The following is an 18,363-nucleotide window of genomic DNA, read 5'->3' as shown; positions in this document are numbered from 1 at the left end:
TATCTTCCTCAGAAGTCTTTAGATGCCAGGGCTACCATGTCCACATCACTGGGTTGTTATCTAGATGATCCGTCACAGTACGGCCAATCTGATCCATTGCTGTCAAATCCTCGGCGGATAAGGTCTGATAACCTGCCTGGGCATTTTCTTGGGCTTGCTCAGGATGTCTAGCCCCAGCGATCGCAACGGTCTGGGGCTGAGCTATCAGCCATGCCAGGGCCAGTTGGCCTAAGGTCATCTGATTCCGCACAGCGATAGGTCGTAGCTGATCCAAAGCCTGTTGAGCCCGATCATAATGCTCTCCGTGAAACAGCTTATTGGCCCCTCGATTATCCCCTTCAGGGAACTGGTGTCCTGGACCAAAACGACCTGTGAGCAATCCCTGAGCCATGGATGAGTAAGCCAAAATTGAAATCTTATGCTCCACACAATAGGCTTGAAGCTCGGCTTCTGCCCATCGCCAAAATAGGGAATAGGGAGGTTGGATACTGTCGATGCGGCCATATTGAGCCGCTTCCATCAGCTGGGCTTTGGAAAAATTGGACACTCCAATTGCTCGAATTTTGCCCACTTCCTGGAGGTGGTTGAGGGCCGCCATCGTATCGAAAATGGGCACCACTTCCGTGTCAAAAGAGCCTGCAGGCCAGTGAATTTGATAGAGGTCGATGTAGTCCGTTTGGAGGTTTTGCAAACTGCGATCGCAAGCCTCGATCACCTGTTCATACTTGAGGTGGTTAGCAAAGACCTTGGAAGCGTATACGAGTTGCGATCGCTGCCCCGAGACCGCCTTGGCAATCATTTTCTCAGAATGCCCATCCCCATAAATCTCCGCCGTATCAAGGGTCGTAATACCAGCATCCACCGCTGTTTGAATCGTGCGGATAGTTTCGGCATCATCAATGTCGACCCACCATCGTTTGCCCGCTTGCCAGGTCCCCATAATGATTGGGGTAACCTGAATAGTAGTACTTCCCAACCATCGAGTTTCCATTTCTGCCCTCTCTCAACGCTGCCACTCCCCCATCTATGAAGGTTTCTATCCCGGTTCTCTGTTTCAGTCTGCTTTTTACCCTAACGCCATTCTCAGCAAAGGCTCAATCCAGTGTTGCGGGTCTTAATCAACAATTACAAGATTCAGTCAATCGTCAAAACTGGTCTCAAGCGATTCAGGTGATCGACCAGCTGATTCCCCTGGCACCGGGGCAAGCCCCTCAACTCAAGCAGTACCGCAGTCAACTCAAGCAGCTCCAGCAGACAGGTTTTAAGGGCAGCTCCCCTCAGCCTGCATCGGCCAAAAAAGCCACGAGCAAGGTAGGACTCGTCCCCATCAAGCGACGGTCCGGAGGCGTAGCGATTGTAGATGTGAAATTTAATAGTCGCCGTTCCTTTGAAATGTTGGTGGACTCTGGCGCTAGCAGAACCGTCATTACTCGCCCCATGGCCAAAGCCCTTGGGATTGGCACCTCCGATGTTGTGGGTACCTTCGGAGCTTCTACGGCTAATGGCTATGCTGAATTTCCGATTGTTTATGTCAAGGCTATGGAAGTGGGGGGCTTAAAAAGCTACCAAGTGCCAGTCGCCGTGGCTGGACCTGACATGGACATGGGTTTACTGGGCCAAGATTTTCTCCAAAAGTATGATTTCACCTTTCGCGGAAATCAGATCGAATTTCACAAGCGGTAGGCAATGCTTAAACGGGTGTGCCAGGATTGAAGGTGCATTGTTTACCCTTTTTCTAGCCTTATGGCAGATGTCCTTAGCATTACCCAGCATTACCATCAACGGACAAAATATGATCCAGAGACCCTCTCCAAACAGGGACGCTCACTGGATTTCAGCCAACAGCCTAGTCCGTTCAAGGACTATAAGTTGGGCACCACCATTGGGCTCAAAAAATATTTAGAGCAAGGGGTCGACGCCTCCCAAATCCAGTGGCAGCGGCTCTCTCGCCTGCTGTACTGTAGCTACGGCATCACCGCCGTCATCCCCTACCCCGACCACCCCCTCTACTTGAGGACAGCCCCATCCGCAGGGGGCTTATATCCAGCGGAACTCTATGTGATTGCGGGAGAAGGAACTATCCTGCCTGCTGGTCTCTATAACTACCAGGTTCGCACCCATTCCTTATTACGGTTCTGGGACAGCCATGTGTGGTCGGCCCTAGAATCGGCTTGTCTTTGGCATCCTGCCTTGGCTAAAACCCAATTGGCTGTAGTGGTAACCGCTGTTTTTCAGCGGTCTGCCTGGCGGTATGAAGATCGCGCCTATCGGCGGATCTGCCTGGATAGTGGTCATTTACTGGGCAATATTGAGTTAGCCGCTTCAATTTGTGATTATAAAGCCCACTTGATTGGCGGCTTTGTCGATCAGCCCTTCAATCAGCTCCTGTATCTCGACTCAGATCAAGAAGGTGTGGTCGCAGCTTTTGCCTTAGCAGATTTACTGGAGGCCGACCAAAACTTACCCCCTTCACCCACTCTCTTGCCCTCTCCCACAGTTGAAGATTTTCCCAAGTTACCGGATGGTGAACTGCTCTCTTATACCCATACAGCCACCAGTATTGCTGCCGATGACATTACCTACAACAACCTACTGCCTGCCACGACCAAAGAAGATAAATACAATTTCCCCTTTTGTTTGAAAGTGCCCCTATCGAATACTCCCGTAGACTGGGGGCCAGACTTAATTGACTTAAAGGAAAGCATTCTCAAGCGCCGATCCACCCGCAAATTTACGGGGGATCCTCTGAGTTTAGACACCTTAAGTGGCCTGCTCAGTTTTACCTATTGTCCAGAGAACTACCAAGAGCAAGGATTGGATGGCGATCCAGGCTTTTTCGATTTAGGACTGATCCAAACCTTTATCGCTGTTTTAGATATCACCAATTTAGATACCGGCTGTTACTACTATGCAGTGCAGGCCCAAGAGTTGCGCCAAATTCGGTTTAAGAACTTCCGACGAGAATCCCACTATCTGTGTTTAGGCCAGGATTTAGGCCGAGATGCTGCCGCCATTGTGTTTCATACCGCCGATTTGCAAAGTGCGATCGCACGCTACGGTGATCGAGCCTATCGCTATCTCCATATGGATGCGGGGCATCTTGGGCAGCGTTTAAATCTCGCCGCAACTCACCTAGGAGTGGGGGTCAGCGGTATCGGCGGCTTCTTTGACGATCAGGTGAACGAGGTCTTAGGCATTCCCGAGGAAGAAGCCGTCCTCTACATTACGACCCTAGGAAAACCACCCCCTCCCCCTCAGGAGTAATCGAGGGTTTCGACTGCCCTCAGGCCAGGGAGCTTAACGGGCAAAAATAGTCTGGATTCGGTCTAGCTCAATCTGGTGCAGATAATCAACACACCAATTCGCCTGGCGCTGCAGCATGTGGAACGGCAAGGTGTGAGCCACGCCCACAACGGGAATTTGGGCCTGTTTGGCTGCCTGAATCCCCGCAAAGCTATCCTCAATCGCCAAGCAGTCACAGGGGTCTAAATCCAAGGTGGGGAACTTGCGATTGAGCCGCTTAATCGCCAATTGATAGCCAGCTGGATCGGGCTTACTTTTTTTGACATCTTCCGAGGTGACGGTAATCGGAAATGCATCCTCCAGGGACATGTGCTTTAAAACCATCTGCACCTCCGCCCGTAGCGCTCCACTGACAATCGCCAGGGTCAGTCCCGCGTCTAGAAATTCTCCAATTAGCTCTATTACGCCTTCAAAAATCGGTAGGTTTTCCAAGGACTCTACATATTGACGGTAAGCCTTCGCTTTAAAAGACAACAGCCGCCGCAGCTGAAACTGATTGAGGGGCTGCTCCATACTGGCAAATAGATCTTGAAAGCAGGCCCGATCCGTTCGTCCCAAGCAGTGCAGTTGCAGCTCTTCTTGGGTGAGGGGTAGATCTTCTTGCTCCATCATCTCCCAAATAATCTGCTGATGAATGCGCTCGTCATCTAGCACAACACCATTGAAATCAAATAAAACTGCCTTTAGGGGCATGGAAGCCTATCAAAATTACAATAACCAAACCGCAGCAATTGCTGCTAAACTCATTTCAATTTCGCGGTACTAGCAAACCGATTCAGGCAATGGGATCGCAAGCTTGTTTCTTAAATGCCTACTCAGGCGTGATCCGAGTTAATAGACTACACTGGATTGAACAGTAACGCAAAGTCGGATATGGAGGAAACGGAGTCAAATTTATGACTCGGCTGCTTACTATCTTTGATCCTCTAATATGTCCGCTGTTTGAACGTTGTTTTGGAGAGGCTACTTATGCTAGACCGCAAGATCTACCAACTCTACAATAACGGTCAAGAAGTCTGGCTCTACTTACGGGACCAGCAGCGCTGGTTGGATCGTGCCCGCATTACCGGTCTAGATGGCGATATCGTCACTATTCGCTATGAGACCGAAGAAGATGATGAAATTTGTGCCTGGGAAGACATGGTCCGCATCGAAAGTATTGGTGCCGTAACAACCCGCCTGGCAGCGGTTCCCAAACATAATGTTGAACCGATGGTCTCGGATGACTGTCCCGAAGCCGAACAACTGCCCAACCCACACCCCGACAATAATTCAGACTAGAAATCCATCACTTCGTCTTCAAGGTCTTCTGTCAGCACGGGATCTGACCTATCACTCATTGGAGCATAGACCGGACAGGTTCCCTGGGGAGAAACCTTAAAACCATACAGAGCGGATTCTGTCTGCCAACAGCGTTGGTTTCGATAGTAATGGCAGTTAGCACAGCAATTGCGATCCGTAGGGTGTTGGCTGGCAATACTGCGTACTATTTCTGCCTGGGACAAGCCCCGAATGACGAGTTGATGCCCCTGCCAAACCGCCTCAATTAATCCAGTATCCGCAAAAGCCTGCCAGCGCGGGTCTTCGAGAATATCAGCACCTAAGCTAAGGGTGGCCGATAACGCTGACTCTACGAGTTCACCTCCATAAGTTTGCAGGGGCGGAGCAAAGGTCTCTTGGGGTAGAGGGACACTATCCTCTACCCGCACTTCCAGTCGTTCTCCTGGTATCAGGGGATGGAGCTGATAGCGATTCTGTAGATCTGGGACCTGAGTTAAATCTTCAACCACTAAAGGTAAGCGGTGATAGAACGCCACATGGTGAGGACGACTGTTATGAATCAACTGAGTAGTACTAGAACCATCACAGGCTTGGGCCAGCAGAAAGGTCTGTGTCTGCCAAGAAGCCGGGAGGCTTACCTCGTCCCACCGGATCTCAGCGTGTTCTCGCAATGCTTGGGGAGATTCAGGGGGAATGGGGTCTAGAACCAGCACTCGATCTCCCAGCACCTGGGCATATTGCCCTAAATCTGTTTGATGGTGCACGAGGAGAATACAAGGTAATTGAGCAATCGCCCCTAGCTGCTGGATCTGCAGCCGCCCAGTGGCTTGCCAAAACAAAGACTGTTGCCGGGCAAAATTCTGAATACTGGCAGGTAGCGCAGGTAGAATCTGGCCATAGGCATCGCATCCTTGCGCCACCGTCTCATCGACCCAAATCGTAACTTTCTGGCGGATGAACTCTGCATTCGTCCGTAATAACATCAAAATCTCTTGTCCCAGACCCACTTGAGGCACAGGTATAACGACGGATTGTTGGGCCGTTAACGCCTGGAGCAAAGTTTGAACCAACTCACTTTCTTGCTGTTTTCGGGGGGGATGTTGCAGGGTGCCATAGCCCCCCTTAAGGATTAACCAATCAATCGTGCGGTCTTTGAGACTGGAAGTCGACAAAGCAGGAGCAAACCGAGTATGGGTTAAATAAAAATCCCCGGTATAGGCAACGGTATAGGATTCCGCTATCTCGGCATCAGCCTTCGCAGTATAGGTGAGTAAACAAACTGCTGCTCCAGGCATTTGACCGGCAGGAACCAGCTCTAAGGTCAAGTCTGGAGCCAAGTCAAACGGCGTATTCCAGGCAATAATGTCACACTCGGATGCCCATTGATCAGAATAAAGGTGATTCAATATCTGCTGCGTTTCGATGCTCGTATAGATCGGCATCTTGGGAAAGATTTGGTGCAACTCTCCTAACCCACGCATGTGATCAGCATGAGCTTGTGAACATAAGACAAAATCTGCAGGTTGCTGCGGAGAAGCAGGTTGTTCTACAACGGCATCGGGCTGCCCTTCATCTGCCTGTAAGCCAGATATATCTGTTAATCCATAGTCCAACAAAATTCGATAGGGTCCGAGCTTGAGTCCTAGGCAAACACCGGTCTGTGGATCCACACCATAGGGAAAACATTCAACTGGCACTGGAGACATAAGTTTCGAAGCTTGCACCGCTTATCAATCAAGGCTTTCCAGCCATAGACAAAAGACTCAGACCCCATTTTCTTAATGGCCCCTGCATATCGCTCCCAAAACACAAATTGGTATCACTTGGACCTCTTTACAAATTTTTTCTCTTGCCCCAACTAGTCCACGGGATACTCAAAATATACTGTTTAAGCTTTAACTTATTTCTCTCACGGTTAGCCAATTCGTGATTTATCCACTGATATGAAACAAGTCACCATACAATTTCCTAGTTATATAGACAGGTGTGTGGGGTTTACAGTGCCAGAAAATGGTCAGTTTTACGTGGTTTCATTTAATGCTCTTGTTTATTATCAACTGGATAATGGCGTTATGAGAGAAATTGATCAAGCATGGGACTTGCAAGAGAAGGCAAATATTATTCTCTTAGAAGGACATAAGATTCCATTCATCGGCTTATGGGGTGGTTCTCCAATTCATAAACGAGAAGGTATTGGAGAATTACGGTTACACAATAGTATTGCCTCACTCATCCATGAGCATGGAGAAGTGGGCATATGGAAGTTTGAGAATTTCTCTGGTGATTGGGAGCAAATCACATTTGATCGCTATCGCAATGCTTTCCTCTTCGGTGCTCCCTATGATTTTGACTATCGATACGTATCTATCACCTAATTCCATCGTACAAACACATACTGGAGTCGCACTCTCCAATGCAGCAACTCAAGCTGCCTGAGCATTCAAACAATGGACCAGTAAAGTCTTCGCAGGTTTTAACAATATGCGCATGAGGCAAAATATTGTTCCAAATCGTGCACGGTAATTTTACGACATGAGATAAGAATGCTTAGGGTGCAAATCAAGTAGGGAAAGGTTTCTCACCCCATCTAGCTACAGTCTGTCCTTCGGTAATGAGTCCTTAAAAATCCAACCATTCAGCGAGGTTCACATGGGGAATCATCTTGTTCACCCCTATTCATCGCCATTCACAAAAAATCGATGGTTTGCCATATCCTCCATGCTCCACGGATTCACGAAAACTCCACTTAATTAAATAAAAGACGGAGGCGATAGCATCCTGCTAGGTGGACTATATGGACTAGGCCACAACGCTAAACGGCACCAGACATTCCGTTCTGGATCCTGTATACGCGGACCTAAATCTTCCAGGTCATCTTCATCCTCTAGTTCATCTTCATCTTCTGCTATTGACCAATGCGTTAGGGTATAGCTCTCATCAAGAGTGTCTAGAAATCCCAAATAAAACCGCAAACGATAGATATCTGGCGCAATATAGATCGGTTTGGCAACATCATGATCCATCAGTCCATGAAGATAAAGTTCTCCATTCGATAAATCAAAACTCACTTCGGCAATATAAAACCAGTTTGATAAATTCTGCTCGTCTAGATCCTCAGGTGGTGCATCCCACAGTTCTAGGCGTAGAGGAAAGTCAATCTCATCACAGGCGACATAAAGACAAATCGCTTGACTCGCAATCGTCATTCCTTTCAGACGTTCATAAGCAATCTTCTGGGGAGGGATTAGCTCTTGAAACTCTTCAACAACTGAGTTTGAACCTCTGCTTTGTTGGGGAATATCGTAAAAGCTGGGCAGCGGTGGTAGTTCTGCAGTTCGATGATTGGAAAGATAGATAGTATAAAGCTCAGAGTCAATATTAAAAAATTCTTCTCTAAGTTGCACCATACTTCATAGATTTAAACGCCGAAGTTTCTCACAATGAATGATGAGATTTTTCCGAACATTGAATTTAATGTCGTAAATATTACAATTTTGTATACATCGTTTTAGAATAGCCCATTTTTTTCCCCCATTCTGTGGAAATTTATGGGTCTTGTAAATACATTATTTTTCGAAAAACAATCTGGATTGCGAACTTTCTACTAGAACCTTTTAAAAATAGAAGACGGCGATATTAGGTAGAGGTTGTTGAAGGACCATAACCACCACCTCCTGGGGTGAAGATTGCGATCGCATCCCCCGTATCCACTTCTACCGTATCTGTTGCTGCGAGTTCTGCGGTGCTCCCATCTACTCGGATCAGTTGAGTCAGGCCTGTTTGGCCCGACTCCCCCCCAGCTAAACCAAAGGGTTCCACCTGTCGGCGACCGGACAAAATATTGGCTGTCATTGCCTCTCGAAACTGAATCTGCCGGATCACGCCATTCCCCCCACAATACTGCCCCTTCCCGCCACTCTCAGGACGAATCGAAAATTCCTCGACCAATACTGGAAAGCGAAGTTCTAGAACTTCTGGATCCGTCAGGCGAGAGTTGGTCATATGGGTTTGCACCGCATCAGTACCAGCAAAGCCAGGACCCGCCCCCGACCCACCACAAATGGTTTCGTAGTACTGATATTGCTGATTACCAAAAGTGAAATTGTTCATGGTGCCCTGGGACGCAGCCAGAACGTTCAGGGCCGCATACAATGCATCCGTCACGGCTTGAGACGTTTCCACATTACCGGCCACCACGGCAGCTGGGTAGGCGGGATTGAGTAAACAGCCTGGGGGAACACGGATATCTAAAGGCTTTAAGCAACCTGCATTCAGGGGAATAGGGGTATTAACCAAGGTGCGAAAGACATAGAGAACCGCCGCCTTGCAAACGGCTAGAGGAGCATTGAAATTACTGGGTTGTTGAGGAGAGGTCCCCGCAAAGTCAATAACGGCACTGCGGTCATCAAGATCGAGGGTGACTTGAACCTGAATGATTGCGCCACAATCCATCGGCACCTGATAGGTAGACACAAGACTTTCACCAGCAGCACGCTGGTCACAAAGTTGGGCGATCACTCTACGGACGGCTTGTTCAGCATTGTCTTGGACATGTTGCATATAGGCTTGGACCGTACCAAGGCCAAACTGATCCACCATCCGGTATAGCTCCTGTGCCCCCTTAGTATTGGCGGCAATTTGGGCTTGCAAGTCCGCCAGATTTTGGTCAGGGTTGCGAGCGGGATTTGGGGATGCAGAGATGCGATAGCACACCCCTTCTACCTGCAATACTCCCTGCTCTACCAGCTTAAAATTGTCCAACAACACTCCCTCTTGGTCTAGGTGGATGCTATGGGGTGGCATCGATCCAGGGGTAATACCGCCAATATCCGCATGATGCCCCCGTGAAGCCACAAAGAAGAGGGGCTGTCCCTCCACAAAAACAGGGGTTATCACTGTAATATCGGGCAGATGGGTACCGCCGTTATAGGGATTATTAGACACAAAAACATCCCCAGGCTGAAAGGGTTCCATCTGATCGGCAATCAGTGCCTGAATGCTCTCTCCCATCGACCCCAAATGCACAGGGATATGGGGGGCATTAGCGACAAGATAACCTTGGCTATCAAAGATAGCGCAAGAGAAATCAAGACGTTCCTTGATATTCACAGACGAGCTAGTATTTTGCAGCGTAAATCCCATCTGTTCCGCGATGGATTGGAACAAGTTATTGAAAATCTCTAGGCGTACCGGATCAGGAGCGGCAGAAGCTGACGGGTCTAAAACATCAACCTGAATTTCCGGTTGTTGGGACTGCTTAGACTGATATTTCAAAACCAATACCCCAGTCTCGGCGATACTGGCAGACCACCCTGGCTCAATCACATTGGTTCCGGTTTGCTCCAAGATCACAGCAGGGCCATCAATCATCGTTCCTGCAGATAAATCCTGGCGCTGAAAAACAGGCGTATCCCACCACTGGTCCTCTGAAAAGAGTGAGATGTTAGGGATCTGCATGGGCAGGGTTGCTTGAGGTTGAGAAGCGGCAACTTTTTCAAGGGCCGCTGTTTTACCCACAGCCTCAGCAGTCATCGTCGCCACCACCAGTCCTTTATTAGTTTGAATCAGACCAAAGCGCTGTTGATACTGCCCCTCGAACTGGGCCTGCATCTCTGCTAAGGAACCGAAGTTGACGATCAGAGAAGAATCAGTGCCTTCATAGCGGAGATGAACTTGTTTCACCACGTCAAAGGTATGGATATCACGAGCCCCCTGCTCTTGTAGCTCGGTTAGTACTGAGTCCCCTAAGCCCTGAATCTCTTCAGTCAACCTTGTCATGCCTTCTGCAGTCAAAGCAATTTCTAGAGATTGCTCCTTCAACACCCGCCGATCTGCCAACCCCATTCCATAGGCCGATAGGACACCTGCATAGGGATGAATCACAATTGTTTTCATGCCCAAGGCTTCTGCTAGCCGACAGGCATGTTGTCCCCCAGCCGCACCAAAACAGCACAGAGCATAGTCACCCACGTCATAGCCCCGCTGCACCGAAATCTTTTTAATGGCATTGGCCATATTATCGATGGCAATCGCCAAAAACCCTGCTGCGACTTGAGCGGCACTGCGTTGGTCCCCTGTCGCAACAGTAATATCTTCTGAGAGGGTAGAAAATCCCTGTTGAACTATCTCTACATCAAGGGGTTGGTTCCCCTCAGTCCCAAAGACCTGGGGGAAAAACTGGGGTTGAATTTTACCCACCATAACGTTGCAGTCCGTCACAGTTAAGGGACCGCCATGACGATAACAGGCCGGTCCTGGATAGGCCCCCGCTGATTCAGGACCGACTTGGTATCGAGCCCCATCAAAATTGAGAATCGAACCACCACCCGCCGCCACCGTATGAATGGCCATCATCGGTGCTCGTAAACGCACTCCGGCTACTTCAGTTTCTAACACCCGTTCATAGGTGCCTTCTCCTTCGCCATTAAAGTGGGCTACATCGGTAGAAGTCCCTCCCATATCGAAGGTAATCAGCTTTTGAAAGCCTGCAGTCAGACAGGTTTGGACCGCTCCAACAATCCCCCCCGCTGGCCCCGACAAAATACTGTCTTTGCCTTGGAAAAACTGAGCAGGAGTTAGTCCCCCACTCGATTGCATAAATAAAAGCTGGGGTTGGGATTCAACCGCAGAGTTCGCAGGTCTAAGCTCCTGCTCAATCCGCTCCACATATCGCCGCAGAATGGGGGATAAATAGGCATCAACAACGGTGGTATCACCTCTACTGACCCATTTGATTAGGGGACTAACCGCGTGGGACATGGAGATTTGGGTAAATCCCACCTGATGTGCCAAGGCTGCTACCTGCTGCTCATGGGCGGGATATCGGTAGCCATGCAGAAATGAGATCGCACAACTCCGAACCCCCAAGTCATAAGCTGTTTGCAAACCTTCTCGGACTTGACTTTCAATCGTTGGGGTAATGGCTGTCAACACCTCCCCCGCCGCCGTAACCCGCTCATCCACTTCCAGAACCTGCTCGTACAGCATTTCTGGTAGCTGAATCTGGCGCGCGAAAATATCGGGACGATTCTGATAGCCAATCCGTAGGCCATCTCGGAATCCCTTAGTGGTGATTAGGAGCGTGCGATCGCCTTTTCGTTCCAATAGAGCATTGGTAGCCACTGTCGTTCCCATCTTGACCACGGCAATTTGGTCTGCAGGAATGGGTTGATCCACAGCAATACCCATCAGCTCTCGAATCCCTTGCAATGGAGCATCAGGATACCAGCCTGGGTTTTCTGATAGTAGTTTATGGAGAACGATGCAGCCGTCAGGCCTTTGGGCCACAATATCCGTAAAGGTTCCTCCCCGATCAATCCAGAATTGCCATGTGCTTAATTCTGTATTGCTCATCTAGCCTGTCTCACCAATGCCTATTTTTTTGACTGCCGACTCGATTGCAGTATCACAATTCCAGCTTAAATAAAGTCGGAGCTCCCTGAGGTGCCCCATCATAAACAATCATGGCAGTCACTTTTTTGCCCTTATTTTCAAGAACAGTAATGCCTTCTGCTTTGGCTTCTGGATATTTTTTAGGCAAGGGGATCTCACCAATGAGTTGGCAATAATCAGATGTATCTGGCCTGTCTTCTCCAGGAATAGTATCTTCGCCATTCCAAAAATACAGTTGATAAGCCCCCCGACCATCGCCTACCGGGCCTGCAATCAAGAGAAAACCATCCTGTACTCTAGTGATATCCCGAATACCATTCCCATCTAATTGGACATACCGCAATTCATAATCCAGCAAATCATCAAACTCAGTGACCATTACGGGAACATAGTTGCCTCGTAGAACCGGTCCTCGGAAACCCAAATAGAGCTTTTCTTGGTAAATGGCTAATCCTTCTATATCAATTCCGTTCTCTTTACTGGGGATATTGAGAAAGCGATTGAGAATAATATTTTTCTCTAAGACTGTCTTGAGTTGAGTATTCGCGTCTCGCTTTAAAACCTGACCTGTCTTTGGATCTAACTTCAATTTAAAGATTGTATTTTTTCTCGTTTCCGCTATCACCGTTGCCAATCGTTGATGGTTAGCTAAATAGGTTTTTGATGCCTTGATTGTTTTTCGCTTCGATGAATGAGACCCAATCACATATAGTGTCCCATCTTCATCAATAGACATTCCCTCGATATCTATTTCTCCATCTTCCGCATGATCAAGAGATAAAGGAATATCCAACACTAAGCTAAAGTCTTGATCTTCTCTCTTCAGCAGGTTAATGATATTTTGACTTTCATCAGACCCGACCAGCATATAATCTTCAAAATATGCAATAGCACTAACATCTTCTTTCTGATGTATTTCGCCTAAGAATTTTACTTTTTCTATTTTCTTTAAAGTCGCCATAATCCTCCCCAAAAATATACTGTTCAAGATTTACATTCACAGCTATCGCATTACGCGAAGATTATAGGAAATCCAACTGTATCGTATCTGTTGAAATATCGATGCAAGTGCAAGCACACCGATGCATTGAAGAGTAGTGATAAATCATGCAGCTAATGGCCCGGTATTTACCTATATCGACCTATAAATTCGTAGATCATGAATAAAAATACTAATCAGATTCGATGGGAATATGGCAGCGAACTACATTGGCAATCAACCTTAGAGTTACAGTCTCTAGGTGGGGCAGGCACCATACAGGAAATTTTCCCACACTCAAGGCTACATGGTACGGGCTGCTCCGCGATTCGAACAATTCTAAATTACGGCCAAGACACACGCAGTTGGCAAAAGATATGGGTCCCCACCTATTTAATTACTGACGTTATTGCTGCCATCGCAGATAGTGGTCTGGCGATTGAGTATTACCAGGATAATCCTCTGCTCAATTCTCCCGGTTTACCTGAGGGTACTCTTTCTTCTTCTGACGTACTCTTCAGGTTAAATTACTTTGGCTGGAGGGGAACTGAAGCCATTCTTTCCCCCGCTGACACCGGTTGCGACATTATCGAAGATCATTGTCATGATCCAATCGGGCCATGGGCACAAAACAGTCAAGCGACCTATTGCTTAACCACTTTAAGGAAAGTATATCCTCTCCCGGATGGGGCAATTTTATGGTCACCAATGGGCGAAGAGCTACCCAAAGAACCTGAACTGACCGTCAGTCATCTCTCAGCGGTTCAAAATAAGTTGAGTGGCATGTTCTTAAAACAGATTTATTTAAACGGTGGCCCTATCAACAAGGCCGAATTTAGAGAGAAAGCCATTGCTGGAGAGGAAGAGATTGGTGGTGCATGCGGCATTTCAGGGATTTCAGAACTCTCTCGATATTTTTTATCCGTTCTCTCTGTTACTCAACTCAGTCAACGTCGTTTGGATAATTTTCAGACCTTCAATGAACTAGCTACCAATTCGGTTAAGGCCTATATCGAGCAAGGGCAGTTAAAACAGGGCTGCTATCCCTTTTCAATTGTTTTGCGATTTAACAATAGGACGCAACGAGATGATGTTCGCAGTGGTTTGATCCAAGACCACGTTTACCCAGCTATTTTTTGGGACCTCCCGACCGATCTTAATGATGATCAAGGACTCGAATTCTCCTCCACAATGCTGTCAATCCCCTGTGATTTTAGGTACACAACTGAGGATATCCAGCGATTGGTAGATATTCTAGACCATGCAATCTCTGGCTGTAGCGCTTTGGCTTAGTTCAATTTTTTGCTTTGAAGCTTACGGGACAAGGTTCCCGCTTTTTGAGACCCGAACGATAAGGCTTTATCTTATGAAGATACCTGTATGGTTTCATTCGGAATAGAGAGTCCGAATTTGGGTTTGGGAATGTGGAGACCGTAGGTGATGCGATCGCAAGGTTGCCACTCTTCATCCGCCTTCGCAATACGCAGTTGGTCTTGGCGCTGAACTAGCAGCGGAATAACCGTTCCAGCATTAATTAAAGCCTGCAAATGATCTCGCTGCCGCTTGAACTTTTGCTCATCCATATCTAAGACCGTATCGGTGATTTTGACCTCATTGGTGCTCAGGTACTGATTCCATTCTTTAATGGAGAGCTGAGAAGAAAAGGCACGCTTCACCTCTGGACTCGCCAATTTTTCTGCAGGTTCAGCCACTTCCGTTTCTGGAGACTGATCGGGATAGACCGCCAATACCCGAGGCGGCCGAAATTCTTCCATCACCCGCTGGGCCAATACCGAGTTGACCTCAGAATTACTGGTGGCCGTTAAAAATGTGCCGATGGAGGCCAGACCCAGATTATCCAGAGCATCCATATTGAGGGCACTGGTTCGATAAACCGTAAGATTCTCGGCCTTAGCCTGCTTACAATATTCAGGGTTAGCATCAATCATCACCACATCTTCGCCCCGACTCTTAATCAGATGCGCAACCGTCCTGCCAAAGGGACTGCAGCCGACAATCATGGCACCTCTCGCTTCATCCGACCGGACCTTTAACCAGCCAGCAACCCATCTAGCAGACAGTCCCTGCACACAGACCGTCAAAATAATCGTTAAGAAGACGAGGGCTTTAATGGCGTCGCCACCATTGATACCTTGCTTAGTCAGGGAAATAGCAAACAATGAGGCTACCGATGCCGCCACAATTCCTCGGGGAGCAACCCAAGATAAAAACGCTTTTTGCCGCCAATTCAGATCGCTTGACCAAGTCGAAACCAGGATATTCAAAGGGCGAACAATCAGCATTAAAGCGGCAACTGTAAATGTTCCCCCCCAGCCCAAAGCGAAAATACTGGCAATGGACAAATCGGCAGATAACAGAATAAATAAAACTGAAATCGCCAGAATACTCAGCTGATTCTTAAATCGAAGCAGCAAGCGCTCTTCAGGCAAATCAGCAATCTTGAGCATGATGCCTGCTGCCACTGCCGTCATTAATCCCGACTCACTAATCAAGGCTTGGGATAGCCCAAATAATCCCCACAGACCCGCTAGAACCGACAGATTTTTCAAGTCTTCCGATAGAAAGCGAGCCCGCTTCAAGAACAGGCCCAACAGCCAACCGCCACCAATACCGATAATGCCGCCAATCCCCAGGCGCAATAACAACCCACTCACGATAGTGAACGGATCAGCATTCCCTTGCAGGACAATATTAAGCACGACAACCGCTAAAATTGCTCCGACGGGATCGATTAAGACCCCTTCCCCTTCCAAAAGGGTAGATACCTGACGGTCGGCATTCACCTGTTTGAGTAAGGGAGCCACGACCGTTGGTCCAGTCACCACCACTAAGGAGGCATAGAGAAAAGCAATTTGCCAGGGAAATTCACTCAGCCAATGGGCTGCCAGTCCACCGCCAAACAACGTAACCAGCGCTCCCACCGTCACCAAGTTACGTAAGCTAGTGGAAACTTCTTCCACCTCCCTCAGCTGTAAATTCAGCCCCCCTTCAAACAGAATGAGAGCCACGCAGAGAGAGACCATCACCTCTAAGCCATTTCCTAGCAGACTGGGATGAAGCACCCCAAAGCCGCTGGGTCCCATGGCAATGCCAAACAGTAGCAGAAATACAATACTGGGAACTTTGAGAAAATCAGCAATCACCTGGGCTGAAATCCCTGCCACAACAGTGATCACCATTAACAGGGTAATTTCTAAATTTCCTTCCATGTCCTATCGTCTTGAGGCCCGTTGGGCCATTGCTGGAGCGGTTATTGAGCTGACTAATCTTAACAAAATCACTAAGTTTCTCGACCCGTTATATTATCCTGATGGTCCATCTCCGTATCGCCAAATCTTGAGTGGAAATACTCATCAAAGTATAAAGGGTATTCTCCTTAACTCGAACATTACGGGTTGGCACTCAGTTGTTCAAACTGTTGCCAACAAAGATAGAGTGCCCTCGGCACATGGAAGCAACCCTTCCACTTGCCGCCTTTGAGCTGTAAATGCACTTGCCCTGCTCGATTTAAATACCCAAACCATTCTCGACCAGAATCGGCAAAATGTGACCAGCTATAGTCATGCACCTTTTGATACCATTGCCAGCACTCATCTCGCCCGGTCAAGCGGTACCCCATCACCAAGGCCACTAAAGTTTCCAGATGAACCCACCACAGTTTTTGGTCCCATTCCAGTTGCTGGGGAGGATATCCTTCTGCATCTAAGAAGTAATACAAGCCACCATAGTCCTTGTCCCAGCTAAAGTCCAAGATATTGAGCACCACATCAACCGCTCGTTCAATTAATGCAGTATCTCCTCGGCGTTGACCAATCTCCATCAGAAACCACATGGCCTCAATACCATGGCCAGGATTAATCAGGCGGCCCTCAAAGCAATCAACATGGGTGCCATCTGGGGCCACAGATTCGAACAATAATCCCCGCTCAGCATCGAGAAAATCTGTCATCACCTCTTGCACCGTCTGATCTAACACCTGCTCAAGCTGGGTGGCATCGAGTAGAGGTGCCATTTCCAAGGTTAAGTTGGCCAAAATCATGGGAACCGCTAGAGATTTTAAGGAGCGGGTCCCGGGATAGAGCTTGTTGTACCGTCCTTTGGGATCTTGTTGTCGTCGCAGAACATTGTTATAGGCTTGGAGAGCCACAGCTTTAGCTGCATCTTCCTGAGAGGCAAGAGCAAATTGGCTAAAGGCCATCGCCGCAAAGCAGTCAGAGAAAATATTGTAGGGCTGTACCAAGGGTTCCCCTGCCCGATTCAAGGCAAAATACCAGTTGCCTTCCTGATCACGCCCTTTGTTAGCCAGAAAATCAGCACCAAGCCTAGCTACCTCCAGCCACTCAGATTCTGGCGAAAGCTGATTGTAAAGCATAGAGAAGGTCCAGACCTGGCGGTTTTGCAACCAAATAAATTTATCCGTATCGTAGACCGTGCCTTGGGCATCCAAGCAGGTGAAGTAGCCCCCTTCCTGATGATCTAAAGAGTGGTTCTGCCAAAAAGGGAGGACATCTTCCAACAGCGCTTGTTTGTACTGTGAGGCCAGTTCTGCAAACGTCAGGTTCATCCCTTCTCCCGATGATAAATGAGTTGTTATAAATGGAGCTGCTACTTCTCGCTCAAGACCAATGGATTAGGTTGAGCTGGAAGTCGATTCTGCATCCGACCGAGCAATCCAGTCACCATAACGCTGGGCATAAAAGCCAAGAATTTGATCAATTCGCGCTTGGTCAGTGCCAGGCAAGTCCTGGGGATGGCGAAGTCTTAACCAACCAATTTGGCTGAGGGAATAATCAAAATGTTTGGCTTCTTGGGACAACAGCTCAGTTTCAACACCATCCACTTGCAGCAAATGGGCGGCAATCTCACGATAAATCGCTAAGGGTAAACCAGGACATTGAATATCGTATTCTTTGTGGGTCACTATAATGCTGTCTTTAGAAACAAACAGGGTAGGGCCGAAATCTTTTAGGGCTCAGCCTGAGGTAGGGTGCAACAATTCACATCATCGAGACATACTTTACCCCACTGCAAAGCCCAGCGAACTAAAGCAACCCGATTGTCAGTATCGGTTTTAGTGAGGATATTGCTGATGTGATTGTCTACTGTTCGCTTGCTGATATCTAATCGCTGAGAAATTTCTTCATTTTTGAGGCCAGAAGCCACCAGTTCAATGACTTGCAACTCTCGTTCAGACAACTGATGATTTCCTTGCAGCTCGCCACTACTCATTCTCTGTCGTGTACCCCTGCATAAATGCTCATTGTCACATTGTAGGGATTAACCTCACAATCTGCATGTTTGGAACACATTGTCATATTTAACAACAACTTTATTAAAAGTTTTAGAGGAATAGAACAAATGCCGGATAGATTTTGGTAGAAATGCAC

General features: G+C 47.9%; 15 protein-coding genes. 5 read left to right on the top strand and 10 right to left on the bottom strand.

Annotation, left to right across the window (positions count from 1 at the left end):
* Window positions 1-31: 31 nt before the first annotated feature.
* Complete coding sequence (locus tag I1H34_RS02820; RefSeq protein WP_212664251.1) at window positions 32-991, bottom strand: aldo/keto reductase; 960 nt, start codon at window positions 989-991, stop codon at window positions 32-34.
* Window positions 992-1,026: 35 nt separating this feature from the next.
* On the opposite strand from I1H34_RS02820, the gene I1H34_RS02815 reads away from it, so the two are divergent.
* Both I1H34_RS02815 and I1H34_RS02810 read left to right on the top strand, forming a co-directional pair.
* Complete coding sequence (locus tag I1H34_RS02815) at window positions 1,027-1,683, top strand: retropepsin-like aspartic protease family protein (RefSeq protein ID WP_212664250.1); 657 nt, start codon at window positions 1,027-1,029, stop codon at window positions 1,681-1,683.
* 60 nt (window positions 1,684-1,743) lie between these two features.
* Window positions 1,744-3,264 (top strand): SagB/ThcOx family dehydrogenase, encoded by a 1,521-nt coding sequence (locus tag I1H34_RS02810; protein ID WP_212664249.1) that lies wholly within the window; start codon window positions 1,744-1,746, stop codon window positions 3,262-3,264.
* A gap of 33 nt (window positions 3,265-3,297) precedes the next feature.
* On the opposite strand, the gene I1H34_RS02805 is transcribed toward I1H34_RS02810, so the two are convergent.
* Window positions 3,298-3,996, bottom strand: coding sequence for an HAD family hydrolase (locus I1H34_RS02805; protein ID WP_212664248.1), 699 nt, complete (start codon window positions 3,994-3,996; stop codon window positions 3,298-3,300).
* Between the two features lie 276 nt (window positions 3,997-4,272).
* Between I1H34_RS02805 and I1H34_RS02800 the strand changes: the two genes are divergently transcribed.
* Window positions 4,273-4,584, top strand: coding sequence for a DUF6679 family protein (locus I1H34_RS02800; RefSeq protein ID WP_212664247.1), 312 nt, complete (start codon window positions 4,273-4,275; stop codon window positions 4,582-4,584).
* Here the strand turns inward: I1H34_RS02800 and I1H34_RS02795 are convergent.
* Window positions 4,581-6,290, bottom strand: a complete 1,710-nt coding sequence (locus I1H34_RS02795; protein ID WP_212664246.1) for an MBL fold metallo-hydrolase — start codon at window positions 6,288-6,290, stop codon at window positions 4,581-4,583. The genes I1H34_RS02800 and I1H34_RS02795 overlap by 4 nt on opposite strands.
* Before the next feature lie 237 nt (window positions 6,291-6,527).
* Here I1H34_RS02795 and I1H34_RS02790 point away from each other — a divergent pair, with 237 nt between their 5' ends.
* Window positions 6,528-6,959, top strand: coding sequence for a hypothetical protein (locus tag I1H34_RS02790; RefSeq protein ID WP_212664245.1), 432 nt, complete (start codon window positions 6,528-6,530; stop codon window positions 6,957-6,959).
* 375 nt (window positions 6,960-7,334) lie between these two features.
* Here I1H34_RS02790 and I1H34_RS02785 read toward each other — a convergent pair whose 3' ends face one another.
* From I1H34_RS02785 to I1H34_RS02775, 3 genes are all read right to left on the bottom strand, one after another.
* Window positions 7,335-7,991 carry a hypothetical protein gene (locus I1H34_RS02785; RefSeq protein ID WP_249369736.1) on the bottom strand — a complete coding sequence of 219 codons (657 nt, stop codon included), beginning with the start codon at window positions 7,989-7,991 and terminating at the stop codon, window positions 7,335-7,337.
* A 229-nt stretch (window positions 7,992-8,220) separates the two neighbouring features.
* The gene (locus tag I1H34_RS02780) at window positions 8,221-11,937 is read right to left on the bottom strand and encodes a hydantoinase B/oxoprolinase family protein (RefSeq protein ID WP_212664244.1); all 3,717 of its coding nucleotides are present in this window, start codon (window positions 11,935-11,937) and stop codon (window positions 8,221-8,223) included.
* A 52-nt stretch (window positions 11,938-11,989) separates the two neighbouring features.
* Window positions 11,990-12,937 carry a DUF3616 domain-containing protein gene (locus I1H34_RS02775; RefSeq protein WP_212664243.1) on the bottom strand — a complete coding sequence of 316 codons (948 nt, stop codon included), beginning with the start codon at window positions 12,935-12,937 and terminating at the stop codon, window positions 11,990-11,992.
* Between the two features lie 198 nt (window positions 12,938-13,135).
* On the opposite strand from I1H34_RS02775, the gene I1H34_RS02770 reads away from it, so the two are divergent.
* Window positions 13,136-14,248 (top strand): hypothetical protein, encoded by a 1,113-nt coding sequence (locus I1H34_RS02770; protein WP_212664242.1) that lies wholly within the window; start codon window positions 13,136-13,138, stop codon window positions 14,246-14,248.
* A 71-nt stretch (window positions 14,249-14,319) separates the two neighbouring features.
* Here I1H34_RS02770 and I1H34_RS02765 read toward each other — a convergent pair whose 3' ends face one another.
* The 4 genes from I1H34_RS02765 to pedR all read right to left on the bottom strand — a co-directional run bounded on the left by I1H34_RS02765 (window position 14,320) and on the right by pedR (window position 18,205).
* Window positions 14,320-16,185 (bottom strand): cation:proton antiporter, encoded by a 1,866-nt coding sequence (locus tag I1H34_RS02765; RefSeq protein ID WP_212664241.1) that lies wholly within the window; start codon window positions 16,183-16,185, stop codon window positions 14,320-14,322.
* Between the two features lie 179 nt (window positions 16,186-16,364).
* Window positions 16,365-17,540 carry a n-acyl-d-glucosamine 2-epimerase gene (locus I1H34_RS02760; protein ID WP_212664240.1) on the bottom strand — a complete coding sequence of 392 codons (1,176 nt, stop codon included), beginning with the start codon at window positions 17,538-17,540 and terminating at the stop codon, window positions 16,365-16,367.
* Window positions 17,541-17,606: 66 nt separating this feature from the next.
* Complete coding sequence (locus I1H34_RS02755) at window positions 17,607-17,897, bottom strand: hypothetical protein (RefSeq protein ID WP_249369734.1); 291 nt, start codon at window positions 17,895-17,897, stop codon at window positions 17,607-17,609.
* A 44-nt stretch (window positions 17,898-17,941) separates the two neighbouring features.
* The gene (pedR, locus tag I1H34_RS02750; protein ID WP_010473487.1) at window positions 17,942-18,205 is read right to left on the bottom strand and encodes a photosynthetic electron transport-dependent transcriptional regulator PedR; all 264 of its coding nucleotides are present in this window, start codon (window positions 18,203-18,205) and stop codon (window positions 17,942-17,944) included.
* Window positions 18,206-18,363: the final 158 nt, after the last annotated feature.

This window comes from Acaryochloris marina S15 (assembly GCF_018336915.1).
In the GTDB taxonomy this organism is placed as follows: Bacteria; Cyanobacteriota; Cyanobacteriia; order Thermosynechococcales; family Thermosynechococcaceae; genus Acaryochloris; species Acaryochloris marina_A.
The sequence above is the reverse complement of the archived record's forward strand: the minus strand, read 5'-3'. Positions and strand labels throughout refer to the sequence as shown.